The following is an 18,046-nucleotide window of genomic DNA, read 5'->3' on the forward strand; positions in this document are numbered from 1 at the left end:
ATCACCCGGCTGGTGCAAGGGTCACCTCGACGGCACGTCTCCGAAGGCGAATCGCCAAGACCTCCATCTCGACGAACGTGCCGGCGAGACCGTTCTCGGCGAGTTGCGTGGCCTGTGCTCGTGCTTCGCAAGGGATAGTTCCCGGGCGTCCCGGAGGGCCTGCAGCACGGGAACGAGGCTGGGCACGTCTCCAGTCAGGTGAAGCCGAGCGGGCCCGTGTGCTTGTAGCAGAGCTTGTCGAATGTTCTCGGGCGTAACGGGGCCGCTGTCTTGCTCGCACCACGAATTCGGGCAGTCTGCACATCGTCCTTTGGTGCCCCAGCGGAGCATGCCGCCGTTGAAGAACTGACCGACATCGCAGGTCGTCGTGCCTCCGCAGGCACTGCACCGGCCTGTTACCTGTACTCGTCACTTCGCGGGCGAGCGTGGCGACCATTACCGCGACCGTCTTCTCTCCGGCGACGCTGGTGTGCTGCCGTTCAGCGGCCCCGGGTGAGTCGTACGGATTCTCTCGTGCAGACGACCTCGCCGGCGTTGTCCTACTCAGCGATCTACTCGCACCTCTAAATGAGCGGCCCGGCCGTCGGTGGGGTCCCGGGCGGCCAAGTCTGTTCAGCCACGAGCGGCGACATCTCAGTAGCCCCTCCCAGAACCCCCAGGCGACAGGACCCTACGAATGGCCCGATCAACCCGCCTAGAAGGTAGGACACCTCAGGCGTCTACTGATTCCCAATGCGGTTGCAACGCTGCCTGGTGACTCGCTGTGAGCGTGTCAGCCCAGCGGGATGGGGCTCGGCGGTGCGGTGATCTCGAAGGTGCGACCGTCGCGTATGAGGGCCCACAGGACGTTCAGACGACGTCGCGCGAGCGCGATGATTGCCTGCTTGTGGTTCTTCCCCTCAGCTCTCTTGCGTTCGTAGAAGGCTTTGGAGACGGGGCAGGAGCGGGAGGCGACCATGGCGGACATGTAGAAGACGCGCAGCAGGCGCTGGCAGTAGCGGCGGGGGCGGCGCATGTTGCCGCTGATGCGTCCGGAGTCTTTGGGGACGGGTGCCAGGCCGGCGACGCCGGCGAGGCGGTCGGGGCTGCCGAAGACGCTCATGTCGCCGCCGGTATGGGCTATGAACTCGGCGCCCAGGACGGAGCCGATGCCGGGCATGCTCAGGATGACCTCGGCGTGCGGGTGGTCGCGAAACCGGCCCTCGATCAGGGCGTCGGTCTCGGCGATCTCCTCATCGAGGGCCATCACCTCCCTCGCCAGCCTGGCGACCATGGCGGCGGCCATCTTCTCTCCGGCAACGGCGGTGTGCTGGGCTTCGGCGGCAGCGACGGCCGTGGCGGCCACCAGCTTGTAGTTGCGGACCTTGCGGTTCTTCAGCCAGGTCGCGAGCCTGCTCTTGCCGGTCCGGCGGAGTGCGGTTGGGGTCTGGTACCCGGACAGCAGGACCAGGGCGGCCTTGGAGGTGCTGTAGTCGAAGGCCCGTTCCAGGGCGGGGAAGTACTCCAGCATCTGGGCGCGCATCCGGTTGATCGCCCTGGTGCGGTCGGCCGCCAGGTCCAGGCGGCGCGAGGTGAGGATACGCAGGTCGACGGCGATGTCGTCACCGCGGTGCACGGGTTCAAGGTCGTGGCGCATACGGGCCTGGTCGGCGATGACGAAGGCGTCCTTGGCATCGCTCTTTCCGTCGCCCCGGTAGGAGCCGGATGCGTGGTGGACAGTGCGGCCGGGGATGTAGAGGACCTGCTGGCCGTTGTCGGTCAGCAGCGCGATCATCAGCGCGGCCCCGCCGGCGTTGAGATCGATAGCCCACGTGACCGTGTTGCCCTCGCTCAGCTCCAGCACATCGGCGATCAGCTTGAGCAGCTCGGTCTCGTCGTTGTCCACCCGCCGCGACAGCCTGCGTTTGCCGTCAGCGTCGATCACTGTGCAGTGATGCGCGGCCTTTCCCGCATCCGTACCGGCCCACAGTTCAGGCACGGCCACCTCCGAAGTCGATCCTGTACCTGTCCCAGCAGACGACCTCGCCAGCGTGTCCTTACCAAGCGATCTTGCCGCGCGCATCCCAATCAGTGGCCGAGTCGTCGCGGGGCACCGGGCGGCCAATCAGTAGAAGCCACTCGTGCGGCATGAGCTTGACAGCCACACCCAGTGCCCCAGGGTCCTCCCGATCCTACGAGTGACCGGAATCAACCCACCAACAACGTAAGGAACTTGTTGGCGTGTTGTCGTTGGGGCTGACGTGGTGTGATCGTCGCGGTATGCCGGTCGTATGAGGTATCCACAGGGTGGTGGGCTGACGCCTGAACGGCAGGCGTTTCGTGAGCGGATCCGGATGGAGGCCGCCGAACGGTTCGGCGCCGGTGGCTCCCGCGCGGAGGTCGCCAAGGACTTACGGGTGGGTGTGCGCTCGGTTCAGCGGTGGCGCCGGGCCTGGCAGGACGCGGGCACGGATGGTCTTCGCTCGGCAGGGCCGGTATCGCTGCCCGAGCTGAGCGAGAAGCTGTTCGCCGTGCTCGAGCAGGAGCTGGCAAAGGGCCCGGTCGCGCACGGCTGGCCGGACCAGACCTGGACGCTGGCACGGATCAAGACGCTGATCGGGCGCCGTTTCCACAAGAGCATGACGCTCTCGGCGATCGCGCAGATGCTGCACCGGCACGGCTTCAGCCACCAGGTCCCTGCACGCCGGGCGACCGAGCGAGACGAGGAAGCCGTCACCGGCTGGGTGAAGGAGAGCTGGCCCCAGGTGGAAACGCCATGGCGGCGCTCGGGGCCTGGCTCTGCTTCGAAGACGAAGCCGGGTTCTCGATGACGCCGCCTACCGCCCGGACCTGGTCCCGGCACGGACGCACACCCGTCATCCAGGTGCGGGGACGCTCCCAGCGCCGCTTCTCCATCGCCGCCGCCTCGATGATCTGGATCAAGGACCTCACCAGGACCACCCGATGATCACGACTCGATATGCCCCTAGTGCTGTGACCGGATAGGTTTGCCGGGAAGCTCGCGGCGTCCGGTGCGGTGCATCGCAAGGCGGAGTATCGCCCTCGTACTGGATGTACTCGGGTGATTCGACAACGCAGCGAGGTGCCGTGCAGGGCGTCGCGAGCCGGTGAACCTATCCGGTCACAGCACTAGTGACGCGCTGAGGTGCCGGACGCCAAGGGCGGGCAGGAGTTGAGTCAACGGTCAACCAGCCGTGGACGCGGGGCTTCACCCGTGGATTCCGCGTCGGTGTCGTCGGTGCCGACCGGGCCGCGGGGAAGCATCCAGTCCAGCCACTTCGGCAGCCACCAGTTGGTCCGGCCGAGGAGTGTCATGGTCGCCGGTACCAGCACCATGCGTACGACCGTGGCGTCGATGAAGATCGCGGTGGCCAGGCCGAGCCCGAACATTTTGGTGGAGGGGTCGTCGGCGACGGCGAAGGACAGGAAGACCGCCACCATGATGAGGGCGGCCGAGGTGATGATCCGGGCGGTGCGCGAGACGCCCTCAACGATCGCCGTGCCGTTGTCGCCGGTACGCAGGTACTCCTCGCGTACGCGGGAGAGGAGGAACACCTCGTAGTCCATCGACAGGCCGAACAGGATGGCGAAGAGGAACATCGGGATGAACGACACGATCGGAACCGTCGCTTCCAGCCCGATGAGTGCGCCTCCCCAGCCCCACTGGAAGACCGCGACCATGATGCCGTAGGCCGCGCCGATGCTCAGCAGATTCAGCAGTACCGCCTTGAGCGGTACGAGTATCGAGCGGAAGACCAGCATCAGCAGCAGGAACGACATCGCCAGCACCGCGGCGACGAACACCGGCAGGCGTTGGCTGGTGCGTTGGCCCACATCGGACAGGCTCGCGGCGGCGCCGCCGACGTGGGCCCTGGCCGGGCCGTGCCCGATCGCCGTGGGCAGCACGTCGGTGCGCAGCCGGGCGATGGTGTCGGCCGTGGCCTTGTCCTGAGGGCTGGTGGTCGGGAACACCACGAGGGTCGCGATGCCGGTGGCCCGATCGATGTGCGTCGGCGCGACGGATGCGATGCCCGGATCCGCCGCGACCGTTGCGACGAGTCGGTTCACCACTCCCGGATCACCGGTGGGGTCCGCGGCGATGACGAGGGGACCGTTGGTGCCCGGGCCGAACCCCTCGGCGACGAGGTCGTAGGCCCGGCGCTCGGTACGGCTGTGGGGCAGTGAGCCGTCGTCGGGCAGGCCGACGCGCAGGCCGAGCACGGGCAGCGTCGCGGTCAGCAGCAGCCCCGCCGCGCCGATCGCGTACGGCACCGGGTGCCGGCTGACGTGCCCGATCCAGCGACGCCACCCGGCGGCGTGGGCGGCGCCTGCCGCCGGGTCCCGCCGCCGTGCGAGTCGGCCCAGTTTCCTGGTCTGCAGAGCCCGGCCGATCCGGCCGGCCCGGGCCAGGCGCGGGCCCGCCGCGCCGAGGAAGGCCGGCAGCAGCGTCACCGATGCGAGCACCATCGTCAGGACGACGATCGAGACGGCAACCCCGCCCACCGTCATGAACGGCACGTTCGCGACCGCCAGGCCGAGGATCGACACGACGACGGTGCCGCCGGCGAAGACCACCGGCCGCCCCGCCGTTGCCACCGCTCGTCCGGCCGCCGCCTGCGGATCGAGCCCGCACGCGAGGTACTCCCGGTGCCTGGCGAGCACGAACAGCGCGTAGTCGATGCCCACTCCGAGCCCGACCATGCTGCCCAGGACCGGTGCAAAGGTGGGGACCTCTGTCACCCCCGCCAGTACCGTCATCGTGGCGACCCCGACGGTCAGCCCGAAGACCGCCATGCCGATCGGCAGCGCGGCGGCGACGAGCGAACCGAACGCCAGGAACAGGATCGCGGCCGCGGCGAGGAGGCCGATCAGCTCGCTCGCGCCGCCGTCGGGGTCGGAGAAGGCGTAGAAGAGGTTCCCACCCATCTCGATGCGCAGCGGCAGCTCGGCGCGCAGCCGATCGCCGAGATCGACGAGGGCGTCGAGGTCTTCGGCCGACAGCCGGCTCTGGTCGGGGTACTGCACCCGGACGACCGCGATCCGCCCGTCGGCCGAAACGAGGCCGCCGCGCACGGCGGTGTCCCCGCCCGTGTCGAGCGCCCCCGCCGGGTCGCTCGTGCCGAGCACGTGCGGCAGCCGCTTCACCTCGGCCCGCAGCCGCGTGAGAGCGGTGCGCGCGCCGTCGTCGTCGAAGAACGTCGCACCGTCGTCGAGGGGGGTGACGACCACTTGGGCGGTCATCCCCTCCTGGCCGGTGCCTGCCCGCTCGATCAGTTCCGCGGCCCGTTGGGAGTCCAGTCCCGGAGCGGTCATCGAGTCCGCGGTACGCCCGCCGAAGGCGACGGCGGCGAGGACGGCGAGCGTGGCGACGATCAGCCATGCCGCGATCACCCGCCAGGGATGGCGGGCGGCGCCTGCGCCCAGGCGCAACAGGGCTTTCGAGAGCATCGGGTCCTCCAACCACCTCGTCGGCCGTCCTTGTACGGCCGCCGATGCCGAGGCTCGTCGCCACGGCGCTCCGCGGCATCGGCCCGCGGGCCGCGGATCCGTCGGCCCCGGGGCGGAGTGAGGACCCGTCCTTTCGGCCGATGCGCGGCACGCCGCGGTCCCTAGGCTGAGAACCGTGCTCCGAGACGACCTGCGAACCCTGTGGACCGAACCCCGGCCGCCCGACGCGCCCGCCCGGTTGCGGCGGGACTGGGCGCTGCTCGCCGCGGGCCTTGCCGGTGTGGCGCTGGAGGCCACCCTGCGCGAGAACGTCGTGTGGCGGCCGGTGGCGGTGGTGGTCGCCGTATGGCTGTGCCTGCTGCCCCTGTGGCGCCGGACCCGCCCGCTGGCGATGGTGACGCTGGCGTTCGGCTCGGTGAGCCTGCTTCCGGTGGCCTCGCTCGTCGCCGCACCGCGCGAGCCCGTCGGCCTGTACACCGGCGCGGTCGTGCTCGTGCTGGTGTACGCGCTGCCCCGGTGGGGATCGGGACGCGAGATCGTGCTGGGCGGCGCGGTGATCCTCGCGGTCGGCGCGCTGTGTGTCGTCACGGACGAGACCCCGGTCGTCGAAAAGGTCGTGGGCTTGGTCTTCCTGCTGCTGCCCGGCGTGGTCGGGGCTGCCGTGCGGTTCCGGGTGACCGCTCGCGAGCGGCAGTTGGAGCAGGTGCGCTCCCGCGAGCGCGAGCAGCTCGCCCGGGAACTGCACGACACGGTGGCCCACCACGTGTCGGCCATGGTGATCATCGCCCAGGCGGGCCGGGTGCTCGCGGGCGCCGACCCGTCCGCCGCCGTCGAGGCGCTGGAGGGGGTCGAGGAGGAAGGGGCGCGCACGCTGGAGGAAATGCGCGCCATGGTCGCCGCGCTGCGCGACCGCGGGGTCGGCGCCGAGCTGGCGCCCCCTGCCGGAGTCGCGGATCTGGAGCGCCTGGTGCGCACCCCGGGTGGTCGCCTCAGGGTCGACCTGGGGCTCGACGGCGAACTGGACGCGCTGCCCCCGGCCGTGGACGCGGCCGTCTACCGGATCGTGCAGGAGTCGGTGACCAACGCGCTGCGCCATGCGGTCGACGCGACCGAGCTCGTCGTTCGGGTCGCCGCGGAACGGCACACGGTACGGGTGAGCGTGCGCGACAACGGCCGGCGCACCGGCCGGGGTCGCGAGGGATACGGACTTACCGGACTGCGCGAGCGCGCGACCCTGCTCGGCGGCACACTACGAGCCGGCCCGGGTACTGACCGGGGCTGGCATGTCGACGCCGAACTGCCGAGAGCGAGGAGCGAGAGCGGTGTCCATTCGCGTCCTCGTCGCTGACGACCAGACGATCATCCGCACCGGGTTGCGGATCATGCTGAACGCCCAGCCCGGCATCGAGGTGGTCGGCGAGGCCGCCGACGGGCGGGAAGCCGTACGTCTGGCCCGCGAACTACGCCCCGACGTCTGCCTGTTCGACATCCGCATGCCCGTACTCGACGGGCTCGAGGCCACCCGGCTGGTCGCCGGCCCGGGCGTCGCCGACCCGCTGGCCGTGGTTGTCATCACCACGTTCGACCTCGACGAGTACGTCTACGGCTCACTGCGTGCCGGCGCCCGCGGATTCCTCCTCAAGGACACGGGACCGGACCTTCTGGCGCAGGCCGTACGGTCGGCGTCCAACGGTGAGGCGCTCATCGCGCCCAGCGTCACCGTCCGTCTGCTCCAGGCATTCGCGGACCTGCCCGCCGGCCGGCCCGTGGCCCAGCCGGTCTCCCCCGTCACCGCCCGCGAGGAGCAGGTGCTCCTCGCCGTCGCTCGCGGGCTGACCAACACCGAGATCGCCGATGCACTGCACATCAGCCTCAGCACGGTGAAGACGCATCTGGCCAGCCTGATGGCCAAACTCGGCGCCCGCAACCGGGTCGAGATCGCGATGTGGGCCTACGAAACGCGCCGTATCCTCCCCGGAACCTGAGCCGGGTGCCGGGCCATGTCCCATGAGTCCCCGCCCGGACATCAGTGCACCGGCCGGCTCACGTCGGCTCCACGTGCCTCACCCGCCCCAGAGCGTGACGTACCGGGAGGCCGGAACCGGGACGGTGAGACACCCGATACGACAAGACTCCCGACAGCTACCTCGCCAGTCTCCACCTGCACGCCTCGATGATCTGAATCAAAGACCTCACCAGGACCACCCGATGATCACGACTCGATACGCGCCCTAGGTGTGTTGCCCAGAGAACGCCTTTCAGATGTGGGAGGTGAGGCCGGTGACAGGGTCGTGGGAGATCAGCGCCGGCAGCCCCGGGTCATACCGGACGGTCTCGCCGGTCAGCAGGGCCCGTCGTTGACTGGCCGTCGCGACCTCGACCAGGAACCGCAGCACGGCGGCCACCCCCGCCCCGTCGAGGACGTCCTCTGGCCAGACGGAGAACTCGATCTCCTCTTCGTCGTAGGGCAGGGCGAAGAACCACACGGCGCCGAAGCGGGCCCGGAAAAAGAAACTCGTCCCCTGGCCCTCCGGCTCGTCTGACCAGACGCGAAAGAGGTCTGCGAAGGCGGGACGCACGGGATCGAGCCGGGAGTAGGGATGCTCCACTTCGGTCTCGTCGGCTACAGCACTCAGGCGTTCGAGGACGGAGATCCACTCGACGCGTGTGGTGTCGAGGACGCGAATGTCCCTCAGGCTGCCGTCGAGGTGGAAGACATCGCACATCCACGGCTCGGGCAGGCACCGTGCGCGGGTACCGTGCTCACCGGCGTGGACGTCCTCGTGCGTCAACTCGCCCCGCCCCCTCGCGTTCGTCTCTCCCATGACACCAAGGTAAGGGCGCCACGGCATGGAGGGACCTGCCCGCCCGGTTCAGGGGTGGATGATCCAATCCTTCGGATCCTGCGACATCACAAGATCTCCGACAGAGCCGAAACTTGATCGTCGACAGCGGGATTCGGGGTGCAGGCAGGCTGGATTCCACATGGAGGATGCATAGATTCCGAAGAAGGGTCGATTCACCAGTTCCAGGCGCGGTCTCACGCGGTTGGGAGAACCCCCGAGCCTTCTAGACGTGAACGGGGTGAACCTTCTGGCCCAAGTCGCCGGTATAGCGAGCTTCTGGATCCGCAAGGGCATCGCCGACCATGTCGAGGCATCCACGACGCCGCCGGACTCGAGCCACGCCACCACGAAACCCAGGCGACCGCCTACCTGCGCGCCGGTTCGGTCCTGGCCGCTTCCCCTTCTATTGCCTGCGATGTGCTGCGCGGCGACGGCACGGTGATCGGCGCCCTGTCGCTGCAGACAGACGGGACATGGTTCTGGTACTCGGACCTGCCCCACTACGTCGAGACGTACCACCTCGCACTCGACGACCGCTTCCTCGCCCACGCCGCCGCCACCGGATGGCAGCCCCCGCAGCTGAGCCTCTCCCAGCTGCTCGCGCTGGAAGAACAACTCACCTCCAGCCAGCCAGCCCAGTCATCCGAACAAGTCGCCGAGACAAGCCCGTCGTCAGACCTGTAACCCGGAGCGCGGCGCCCTTCCAGTTGTCGGCCCGCCCACCCGCCCCGTGGCCCTCCGGCGACGGGGGGTGACGGTGCGTGCAGCCGGGCGGTCAGGGGGTGTCGCGGGCGCCCCCCGGCCGACCGCGGTCCACGTCGGTTCGCCGGGTTGCTCGGGTGTGGCGCCCGTCAGGCCGTCGAGGTGCTCGACGGCCTCGCGGGTGATGTAGCGGTCGAGATCGGGAGACTGCAGGTAGCGGCACAGGAGATCCGGGTCGAGGTCCAGACGCTGGAGGTAGGCGGCGATCGTGCCGACCAGGAGATGGTTGTGGGCGAGGGCATCGGTCAGGGCATACAGGACCTGGCGCCGCCACCCGCCCATGCATTCCTGGTGCTGGGTACCCAGGCTCTGGGCCCGGGCGAGGTAAGCGTTGATATGGCGGCAGCGGTAGGTGGCGCCACCAGCTGACAGATCTGTTTGGGATCATGCTTGCATGGACTTCGACCTCGCCCCACCGACCGGCGTTGGCCCGTTGCGGATCGGTATGACTCGGCACGCGGCCACCACGGCGCTGGACTCGCTCCGCGATCTCTCTGCGATCTCGGAGTCTGATCGGCCGGGGCAGCACGTCTTCCGTCCCAGCGGGCTGATGATCAGCATCCACTGCGTGCGAGACATGCTTGAAGCCATCGAGCTAGGAAGGCCGTCGTCCCAAACGGACCGAGTGTTGTTCCAGGGTGTGGACGTGTTCGCGCTTCCGGCCCGCGAGGTTGTCCGGCGCGTCGGTGTGTTCACCTCGATCGACGAAGATCCTGACGACGACGCTTCATTCATCGCCCCGGACTTGCTGCTGAGCCTCTGGCGTCCGTTCGCAGCCGACGACGAGCCGGAGGATGGGCAGGGCTACTACTTCAGCTCAGCCCTGCTGGCACGGCCTGGCTACTACGACACCCCTGCTCAGGCTGCGGAGCGCTTCCGGCAGAGGTCGTGACGGTCCCGTCAGGAGGCCAGCAGGACTCGCCTCCGCAAGAGGCCGAAGCCCGCCCGGCCGTACAACGCGCGCACTTGCCGCGATGACCGCCCCGGTTTCGCAGGCCAACTGCCACCGCCGACCAACAAGAAGCTCCTCTGTACACCATGTTCGTCTAGGGGAAATGGCCCGCCGGACGAACAATTCCCGCAGTCACAACGGGATTGAGCGGTCGAGGGCGGGGCACGGCGCGGCAGGCGGGGGCGGTGCCCCGCGCAGCGCCGAGGGCAAGGAGGCAGGCAGTGCGCAGCAAGAGAGCCGGGCGCGCAGCGTCCCCTCCGACCGGCTGCCCGTCCTCCACCGTGCGTGAGAGCGCGCAGCGCTCGGACCGGGCCGCAGCGCAGCGAAGCGCCCGGCACGCAGTGGGGCGGGAAGCGCAGCGCACCGCCCCACCCGGCGGCGCGGACCACGCAGCGCCCCGCCCCCGACCAGGAAAAGGGGACGCTGCGCCCCCAACACGCCGTACCCAACGCCCCACACCCGATCGACGCCCAGGACACCGCGGCCCCGACGCAGAGCCACCCTCGACACACTTCAGCGCGGGGCCCGCCGTAGGCCGGCTGGAGGAAGCCCCTTGACGGAGGCTTCCCGGGTAGCCGAGGACGAGCCCCTGAACAGGCCCGCGAACGCCAGCAGCGGGCACAGCAGGACGACTCAGACTCCCCCTGCCGGGGGGCAGCAAAGACAGCCCGGCCCCTGACGTGGCCCAGGTACACCGAGCGTAGGCGAGGCGGCTGACGCTCCCAAGCGCCCGGCTGCGTGCCCGCAGAAGAACACCGGGCCCCCACCGGCAGGCACCCCGGGCCACGGCGCGTCGGCGGCGCCGCCGCCAGGTCCTCGGCGGCAAGTACGCCGCCATCGGCATCACCGACCGCGAGAGCGAGCCCGTGAGGTATCTTGAACATGTTCAATTAAACGCGTTCAAAGGAGGTTCGTGATGGCCGGCAGTCAGAGGGTTGCGGCTCTGCAGTGGAAATGGGCCGTGGCCGGGGCAGTGGTGGCGGCAGTGACCGCGGGGGCTCTCGGGACCTGGCTCGCACTCGAACTGGAGACCCGGTCCGGACGTGAGCTGGTCGGGTTGTACGCGGCCACCGGGGTCACAGCCTCCATCCCGCTCGTGATGCGCACCCATCCGAAGGCATGTGCCCGGGCCTGCTACGTCGTAGGATCGGGACTGCTGGCATGGTCGGTACTCTTGGCCATGTTCCTCATGCTCTGGTTTCTCCCGGCGGCTCTCTTCCTGCTCGTCGCCGCCTTCGTGGACGCCGGCAACCGCCCGGGCGCACGGTTCGCGGTACTCACGCCCCTCGCCGCGATTGCCGCGATCACGGCGATGACGTATCTCTAAGCTTGTCCTACCTCGCCAACCTGGCTCCTAGTCAGCGTCCATCATCCGGGCGCGTCTTCATTACGACGTAATTGCCGCCGGTCGCAGAAGCCGGCAGCACAGGCGACGAGCCGCCTTCATTACGTCGTAACACCTGACGAAGCCCCGCCGACGAACAGGAAGCTGACCGCGACGACCAACTGTCAGAGCCGCTGCTCTGCTGCCAGACTGACGCGCATGGCTGGGAGTCCGCGTCCGTCGATGCAAGATCTCATCAACATCCGCCGACATGCGGGATTCGTGGGACGGCGCGATGAACTCGCGCTCTTCCGCGGAAACTTCGATACGCAACCGGAAGACCTGGAGCACCGGTTTGTCTTCCATATCCATGGCAACGCTGGCGTGGGCAAATCGTCCCTGGTACGCGAACTCGTCCGGACCGCGCGCGAACGGCAGGCGCTCGCCGCCACTGTCGACGATGCTGTGAACAGCGTGCCGGAGGCGCTGGAGACGCTGTGCACCCAGTTCGCACGGATGGGGCAACCGCTCAAGGCCCTCGACCGGCTGCTTGCTACCTACCGGCGCCGGCGGGAAGAGGCGTCAGCCGCGTCTCTCGCGCAGCCCGAGCAGGGCCCGACGGCAGGATCGCTCGCCGCCGCGCAGGCTGGGCTGATCGGCCTCGGAATGGTGCCGGCGGTCGGCGCACTCGCTGGGGCCGTCGACCCGGCTCAGCTCGCTCGCGGCGCCGACCATGTACGGGCCGCCCTCAGCACCCGTGCCGGCAAGCCTGAGGACGCCCAACTTCTCCTTGACCCGCTCCAAGTCCTCACCCCGACCCTTGTTGCCGAACTGGACCGCGTCGCGGCCCATGCTCCATGGATTGCGCTCTTCTTCGACACCTACGAACGCACCGGACCGTTCCTTGACCTGTGGCTGCGCGACCTCATCATCGGCGGACGCTATGGCTCGCTGCCCGCGAATGCCTTGGTCACACTGTCCGGACAGGGCCCGCTCGACCCCAACTGCTGGGCGGACTGCGCCGACCTGGTGACCGAGATCCGGCTCACGCCCTTCACTGATTCCGAAGCTCGGCAGCTTCTCGCCGCCAAGGGGGTGGTGGACGAGAAGGTGGTACGGGATGTGCTCAGGCTCTCCGGGCGGCTGCCCGTCCTGGTCTCGACCCTCGCCGAGAACGCCGCTCGCCCGGGCGGTGTGGATGACCCCAGCGCCACCGCCGTCGAGCGCTTCCTGAAGTGGGAGCGAGACCCAGTTCGCCGCGCGGCCGCCCTCGCCGGAGCACTGCCACGGTGGCTGAACGAGGACGTCTTCCGCACCGCAATCACTGCTGACACAGATCGTTCCGACGGAACTGCTCTGTACGGCTGGTTACGCACCCTGCCGTTCGTGAGCGAGAGCGAAGGCCTTGCCCACTACCACGATGTGGTACGCGACCCGATGCTGCGGCTCCAACGCTCCGTGTCGCCTGATCGGTGGCGCGCGGCCCATGGCCGGCTGGCGGAGTCGTTCGGACGCCGGCGTGAGGCGGCCGGGGCGGGCCTGCTGCCCTGGGAGCGGACGGAGGAAGACGCCTGGTGGGTGGAACGCCTGGAAGAGACGTACCACCGGCTGTGCGCGGGGCCGCGGCTGGCCCTCGCACAAGCATTGGGGGACGGTCCCTGGGCCTGCAGCGAAGGAGCAGAGTTGGCACGACGCTGGGCGCAGGTGATCATCCAAGCGGGCGAGGCCGCCGGGGACGAGGCATTGCGCGACTGGGGATCCCACTGCCTGGCCGCATTACGAGACGAGCAGCGCGGTGTCGAGAAGCTGCTCGGACTGCTCTTGTCCCGGGCAGAGCTCGAAGAAGGGTCCCGCGCCTACGCCTTCATGGTCCGAGCCGAGGCTCATCGCCAGGCGGGAACATACGACGAGGCCTTCGCGGACTTCGACCGGTCAATCGCCTTGGCCCCGCACCGGGCCCGTCCACACACCGGCCGAGCACTGACCCACCGCGCGCTCGGTCAATACGAGAAGGCACTGGAAGATCACGACCGCGCCGTCGAGCGACGCATGTCCGGCGTGCGTGCCTACTGGCATCGAGGTGAGACGTACAGGCTGGCGGGCCGTCCCGAGGAGGCAATCGCCGACTTTGACCGGGTGCTCGCCATCGATCCAGGTCATGTCCCGGCACTGGCCAGCCGTGCGCGGACGGCGCACACCCAAGGGCGCTTCGCAGCGGCGCTGGCCGACCTCGATCTTGCCCTTGATATCAAGCCGGACCACACCTGGTCCTTGGTACGTCGGGCCCAGGTACGGCGCTCCCTCGGCGACACAAACGGGGCCCGGGCTGACCTGGACATGGCCCGGACGCTGTCACCACACAACGCGTGGATCGTGGGAGAGCGAGGGGAAGTCTTACGACAGGAAGGACGTCACCAAGAGGCCATCGCCGAGTACGACCGTGCCCTCTTGCTTGACCCAGGGTACGCCTGGGCACTGGGCAGCCGTGCGATGGCGAACGAGACGCTCGGCAGACGGGCGGAAGCCCTGGCAGATCTCGACCGAGCTCTCACCTTGAACCCGTCATACAGCTGGGCTGCCGACCAGCGCGATCGCATCCTCGCCGTGGAGACCGGGCTGACCCAGGACCAGATCGTGCAGGGCGCCCTGCGGTCGGGGCGGGGTGCAGATCCGCCGGGCAATGCGTCCTGACGCGCCAGGATCGCCGCGCATCCCGCCACCCCTCGCGGTGAATTCCGCGTCGCCTTGCCGGTGCGCCGGCACCGGCTGTGTGGGTGGTCAGGCGGGCTGAGGGTGGCCGAAGAGGAGGTCGTAGCCCGCGGGAAGCTGGAGCAGGATCTGCCCCAGCAGGTCGTCGCCGGCGGCGTCGGCGACCGTGCTGAGGACGGCGCTGACGTCCCAGGTGGCGGTCTGCTCGGTGGCCCCCTCGATCCAGGCCGCTGCCGCCCGCACGAACCGCTCCGGTGGCAGGGGCTCGGCGCTCTGGAGCGGGTTGAGGAGGATCAGGGCGAAGTCTTCCGGCAGGCGTGCCGCCAACTGGGCGCGGACCTCGCCGACCAGGTGCGCGCCCAGCAGGGCGAGCACCACACGGGCCGCGCGCTCTGCCTCCTGCAGGCTGTTGTACTCGCCGCGTTCCTTCACGTGATCGAGGAACGCTTCCCATCGCAGGGTCACCTCGACCGCCACCCTTCTTCGGTCCGTTCCGTGGGCGCGGAGGACGGGGGTGAGGGGGAGATCAGGTGCCCGTCCTCCGCCGCTGTTCGGCCCGCGTCGCCGGTTCAGCCGGAGATCTCCTTGCGGTCGGATCCGACGCCGATGGAGATCTTGCGGGGCTTGGCGCGCTCGGCGATCGGGATGCGCAGGGTGAGCACGCCTGCGTCGTAGTCGGCCTTGATGTGCTCGGTGTCCAGCGTGTCGGCCAGCACGATCTGCCGGGAGAAGGCACCCAGCGGCCGCTCGGAGAGTTCCATCTGCACGCCGTCGGCCTTCGCGACCGGGCGGCGTTCGGCCCTGACGATCAGCATGTTCCGCTCGACGTCGATGTCGATCGCGTCCGCGCTGACGCCGGGGAGGTCGAAGGCCACCACGTACTCGTCGCCCTCGCGGTAGGCGTCCATCGCCATCGCGGACGGCCGCGACCAGGTGCCAGGGCCCATCAGCTGCTGAGCCAGCCGGTCGAGCTCACGGAAGGGGTCAGTGCGCATCAACATCGCGAAACACCTCCAGTAGGTTCGGGCAGTTGCTGCCAATGTGCTGCACTGAAACCGTTGTAGCATGTCATCCAAAGGATGACAATCGCAGTGTCGTCCAGTGGATGACGACCCGAGGGAGGTGCCCGTGACAGCAGCCGACCAGCCGGCCTCTTCCAGCGCCGACGCCCAGAGCCCGGCCTCGTTTCTCGCCGCCGCGGCGGCACTGAAAGCCATAGACGACGCCCTGCACGCCGCGCAGCACGAGACGCCCGACGCCCCCGGCACTCCCGGCGTCGGCCCGGAGCAGGCCCTGGCCTCCCTCCTGCTGCTGCGGCAGGTACGCGAGCAGCTCGCCGGATGGGAAAGCGGCCTGATCGAAACTGCCCGGGACGCGGGAGCCAGCTGGGCCGACCTCGCCGACCCCCTCGGCGTCGCCAGCCGGCAGGCCGCCGAGCGCCGCTACCTGCGGGGCAGGCCCGGCCCCGCAGGAACCACCGGCGAACAACGCGTCCAGGCCGTCCGCGAACGGCGCGCCGCCGACCGCAGCGCCGCCGCCTGGGCCCGCCGCAACGCCGCCGACCTGCGCCGCCTCGCCGGCCAGATCAGCGCCCTCACCGACCTGCCCGCCGCGGCCTGCAGTCCGCTCAGCCAGCTGAACGCGGCCCTCGCCCATGACGACCCGGCCGCCCTTGTCCAGCCCCTCAACGCCACCCGCCCCCACCTGGCAGCCGCCCATCCCGACCTCGCCGCCCAACTCGACACCCTCACGAACTCCGCCACACTCCCGGCAGCCCCCGACTGACCGGAGTCCGCACAGCGACGGGGCCCCGGCCGTTCAGGCGGCCTGACCGAAGCCGGCCGCTGCCGGGTCCTGCTCGCGCAGCGGGGTGGAGTCCACGTCCAGCTTCGGGTCGTACGCGTCGGGCTGGATGCCCAGCTCGTGCGTGCTGTACTCGCCGAACCGGTTGATGTGCTCAGTCAGGTACGGCGAGATGTGCGCCCGGTCCTCCGGCTCGATCTCCCAGCCCTCCAGCTCGCCGCGGCGTTGGTCAAGGACGCGTGCAGGCTCCGCTCGTCGGGCCTGCCGTCGGCATCCCTTGATACCGCGCCGGGATGCCCTTTGCCTCGCTCCTGATAGGGCTCGACCTCAGGGCGCGCGTACTCGCCATCCGGATGAAGTACGCCTGTCTCGACCAGCTCAGGCAGCAGCAGATCCGGCTGCCGACCCCATCGCCAGACCTCTCCGCCCAGTCCGAAGCCACAGACCTCCACGCCGTCCCTGGCATACCCGAACAGCGTCGGCGGATGGTCGGGACAGGGCACTGTGTGGCGCGGGAGGTCCGTGCCGCATCACTCAAGTCGATACCAAGTCGTGGCCACCTCCACACGTCTCCTCATAGCCAAGGGCCAACAGCGAGTGCGGTGTCGGCAGCGAACCTGAGCCAGTCCAGCAACCGATTCCACGTCACTCTGTCGTGCTGGTGAACGAGTCCGAGCACATGGTGAGTTCCTGGTGCCTGAACCAACATGCCCGCGTCCGAGAACACATTGGTGGACGGTGACGGGATCGACTGCGTGAAGAAGGCAGTACGGCCGAGCAATGGCAGGCGGAGTCCATCGGGGGCCACAGTGATCCCCCGGCCCCACCTGGCCCCACCTCGACGCCATGACGCCATGACGCACCCGTAAACCTGAACCTGCGCGCCGAGTGCGGGCGCTCGCGCACGGCGAAGAGGAAAGGCCAATGCCCGCCTTGACCTCAAGCGTGATTGAGCTTCTAACGTATCTGGTAGTTGATCATCTGACGAAGGGAGCACTGCCCTCATGATCCTCGTGACAGGAGCCACCGGAAACATAGGCAGGGCACTGCTGACGGAACTCTACGCCAGCGGTGCCGGGCCGCTGAGGGGGTTCACCCGTGATGCCGGGCAGGCCGCCTTTCCCACAGGGGTTGTGGCGGTGGAGGGCGACTTTGCGGAGCCGGCCTCGTTGAAGCCAGCGCTGGAGGGAGTGCGTTCGATGTTCCTTGTGTCGCGTCTGGGGCCGGACGCCGACATTCTCGAGGCCGCCGAGAACGCGGGAGTGGAGCACGTGGTTCTGGTGTCGTCCATCACCGCACAGACCCATCCACACCTGGGTCCCGCCAGCGAGAATCTAATGGTTGAGCAACTACTCAAGGACAGCGGCATGGCATGGACAATCCTGCGGCCGACGCAGTTCGCCTCGAACACCCTGATGTGGGCGCCTGCCATCCGACGGCGCGAGACGGTCCGCGCGCCGTACGCGGACACCGCATTGCCGACCATCCACCCCGCGGACATCGCATCGGTGGCATGGGCGGCGCTTACCGAGCCCGGCCACCAGGGCCACACGTACGCCCTGACCGGCCCAGAGCCAGTGACCGCCCGGCAGCAGGTCGAGGCCATCGCGGCAGCACTGGGTCGGGAGGTGCCCTTTTCCGAGATCAGCCGCCAGCAGGCGCACGCACAGATGGCTGCAGTCTTCGGGGTCGAGGTCGCAGATGCGGTGCTCGATGTCACGGGCGGGGACGTCAACGACGAGCTGTTGATGGTGCGTAACACGGTTTCACAGGTGACAGGCAACCCGGCCAGGTCGTTCCAGCAGTGGGCTTGGGAGAACGCCGCCGCCTTCCGGTGAACCGCTGGGCCTGAGCTGGCAAGACGTAGGACTGAACACAGCAGGTGCGTCTGACCGTGACGTTCTTGGGCTGAGCCTGGAACGTCTGACGGCCAGGGCTGAGCTCAGTTGCGGAATCGGCCCACCGAGGGTCGCCGCGTCCACGGGCGAGGGCGGGAACGGGCATCCAGGACCGCAGTTCCCGTTCCAGCCGAGCGCTGACCCGCTGCAGGCGGGGATACTTGAACCGCTCCGGGTCTGATGGAGGCTCGCTTCCCTGAGAGAATCTTGTGTCCTGAGTCGGAGATTCGTCGGCAGTATGTTGCGACTTTGTCGAGGATTTCGTCGGCTGTTTTGGTCCAGGTGAAGGGCCGTGGGTTGGTGT

At 69.0% G+C, this 18,046-nt stretch carries 14 protein-coding genes and 1 pseudogene; 9 read left to right on the forward strand and 6 right to left on the reverse strand.

Translation table 11 applies throughout. The features are described from left to right. Window positions 1–772 precede the first annotated feature (772 nt). On the reverse strand, window positions 773–1,978 hold the full coding sequence (locus tag AC068D_RS35165; protein ID WP_478827215.1) for an IS110 family RNA-guided transposase: 1,206 nt from the start codon (window positions 1,976–1,978) through the stop codon (window positions 773–775). 292 nt (window positions 1,979–2,270) lie between these two features. Here AC068D_RS35165 and AC068D_RS35170 point away from each other — a divergent pair. Further along, a pseudogene (locus AC068D_RS35170) lies at window positions 2,271–2,902 on the forward strand (helix-turn-helix domain-containing protein); the annotation flags it as partial. Window positions 2,903–3,177: 275 nt separating this feature from the next. On the opposite strand, the gene AC068D_RS35175 reads toward AC068D_RS35170, so the two are convergent. Next, complete coding sequence (locus AC068D_RS35175) at window positions 3,178–5,448, reverse strand: MMPL family transporter (protein WP_478827216.1); 2,271 nt, start codon at window positions 5,446–5,448, stop codon at window positions 3,178–3,180. A 175-nt stretch (window positions 5,449–5,623) separates the two neighbouring features. Here AC068D_RS35175 and AC068D_RS35180 point away from each other — a divergent pair, with 175 nt between their 5' ends. After that, window positions 5,624–6,796 carry a sensor histidine kinase gene (locus AC068D_RS35180; RefSeq protein WP_478827217.1) on the forward strand — a complete coding sequence of 391 codons (1,173 nt, stop codon included), beginning with the start codon at window positions 5,624–5,626 and terminating at the stop codon, window positions 6,794–6,796. Further along, window positions 6,771–7,433, forward strand: a complete 663-nt coding sequence (locus AC068D_RS35185) for a response regulator (protein ID WP_478827218.1) — start codon at window positions 6,771–6,773, stop codon at window positions 7,431–7,433. The genes AC068D_RS35180 and AC068D_RS35185 overlap by 26 nt, the downstream gene beginning before the upstream one ends. 273 nt (window positions 7,434–7,706) lie before the next feature. Here the strand turns inward: AC068D_RS35185 and AC068D_RS35190 are convergent, their stop codons facing one another. Next, entirely contained in the window at window positions 7,707–8,273 is a 567-nt protein-coding gene (locus AC068D_RS35190) for a hypothetical protein (protein ID WP_478827219.1), read from the reverse strand. Window positions 8,274–8,711: 438 nt separating this feature from the next. On the opposite strand from AC068D_RS35190, the gene AC068D_RS35195 reads away from it, so the two are divergent. After that, complete coding sequence (locus AC068D_RS35195) at window positions 8,712–8,978, forward strand: hypothetical protein (RefSeq protein ID WP_478827220.1); 267 nt, start codon at window positions 8,712–8,714, stop codon at window positions 8,976–8,978. On the opposite strand, the gene AC068D_RS35200 is transcribed toward AC068D_RS35195, so the two are convergent. Beyond that, window positions 8,967–9,338 (reverse strand): hypothetical protein, encoded by a 372-nt coding sequence (locus tag AC068D_RS35200; protein ID WP_478827221.1) that lies wholly within the window; start codon window positions 9,336–9,338, stop codon window positions 8,967–8,969. The two genes, AC068D_RS35195 and AC068D_RS35200, sit on opposite strands and share 12 nt — an antisense overlap. A gap of 112 nt (window positions 9,339–9,450) precedes the next feature. Between AC068D_RS35200 and AC068D_RS35205 the strand changes: the two genes are divergently transcribed. The 3 genes from AC068D_RS35205 (at window position 9,451) to AC068D_RS35215 (ending at window position 14,023) form a co-directional block, all read left to right on the forward strand. After that, complete coding sequence (locus tag AC068D_RS35205) at window positions 9,451–9,948, forward strand: hypothetical protein (protein ID WP_478827222.1); 498 nt, start codon at window positions 9,451–9,453, stop codon at window positions 9,946–9,948. Window positions 9,949–10,924: 976 nt separating this feature from the next. Beyond that, entirely contained in the window at window positions 10,925–11,335 is a 411-nt protein-coding gene (locus AC068D_RS35210; protein ID WP_478827223.1) for a hypothetical protein, read from the forward strand. 216 nt (window positions 11,336–11,551) lie between these two features. Beyond that, window positions 11,552–14,023 carry a tetratricopeptide repeat protein gene (locus tag AC068D_RS35215; RefSeq protein WP_478827224.1) on the forward strand — a complete coding sequence of 824 codons (2,472 nt, stop codon included), beginning with the start codon at window positions 11,552–11,554 and terminating at the stop codon, window positions 14,021–14,023. An 87-nt stretch (window positions 14,024–14,110) separates the two neighbouring features. Here the strand turns inward: AC068D_RS35215 and AC068D_RS35220 are convergent, their stop codons facing one another. Continuing rightward, window positions 14,111–14,506, reverse strand: a complete 396-nt coding sequence (locus AC068D_RS35220) for a DUF2267 domain-containing protein (protein ID WP_478827225.1) — start codon at window positions 14,504–14,506, stop codon at window positions 14,111–14,113. A 104-nt stretch (window positions 14,507–14,610) separates the two neighbouring features. Then, entirely contained in the window at window positions 14,611–15,042 is a 432-nt protein-coding gene (locus tag AC068D_RS35225; RefSeq protein WP_478827226.1) for an Hsp20/alpha crystallin family protein, read from the reverse strand. 127 nt (window positions 15,043–15,169) lie between these two features. On the opposite strand from AC068D_RS35225, the gene AC068D_RS35230 reads away from it, so the two are divergent. Both AC068D_RS35230 and AC068D_RS35235 read left to right on the forward strand, forming a co-directional pair. Further along, complete coding sequence (locus AC068D_RS35230) at window positions 15,170–15,826, forward strand: type III effector protein (RefSeq protein ID WP_478827227.1); 657 nt, start codon at window positions 15,170–15,172, stop codon at window positions 15,824–15,826. A gap of 1,022 nt (window positions 15,827–16,848) precedes the next feature. Beyond that, window positions 16,849–17,682, forward strand: coding sequence for an SDR family oxidoreductase (locus AC068D_RS35235; protein ID WP_478827228.1), 834 nt, complete (start codon window positions 16,849–16,851; stop codon window positions 17,680–17,682). Window positions 17,683–18,046 lie beyond the last annotated feature (364 nt).

Source organism: Streptomyces sp. NPDC043861 (assembly GCF_056435905.1).

Excerpts from the sequence above, each read along its gene's own strand:
- AC068D_RS35210 (WP_478827223.1), top strand. The coding sequence starts at position 10,925 with ATGGCCGGCAGTCAGAGGGTTGCGGCTCTGCAGTGGAAATGGGCCGTG.
- AC068D_RS35175 (WP_478827216.1), bottom strand. The coding sequence starts at position 5,448 with ATGCTCTCGAAAGCCCTGTTGCGCCTGGGCGCAGGCGCCGCCCGCCAT.
- AC068D_RS35190 (WP_478827219.1), bottom strand. The coding sequence starts at position 8,273 with ATGGGAGAGACGAACGCGAGGGGGCGGGGCGAGTTGACGCACGAGGAC.
- AC068D_RS35215 (WP_478827224.1), top strand. The coding sequence starts at position 11,552 with ATGGCTGGGAGTCCGCGTCCGTCGATGCAAGATCTCATCAACATCCGC.
- AC068D_RS35200 (WP_478827221.1), bottom strand. The coding sequence starts at position 9,338 with ATGGGCGGGTGGCGGCGCCAGGTCCTGTATGCCCTGACCGATGCCCTC.
- AC068D_RS35235 (WP_478827228.1), top strand. The coding sequence starts at position 16,849 with ATGATCCTCGTGACAGGAGCCACCGGAAACATAGGCAGGGCACTGCTG.
- AC068D_RS35225 (WP_478827226.1), bottom strand. The coding sequence starts at position 15,042 with ATGTTGATGCGCACTGACCCCTTCCGTGAGCTCGACCGGCTGGCTCAG.
- AC068D_RS35205 (WP_478827222.1), top strand. The coding sequence starts at position 9,451 with ATGGACTTCGACCTCGCCCCACCGACCGGCGTTGGCCCGTTGCGGATC.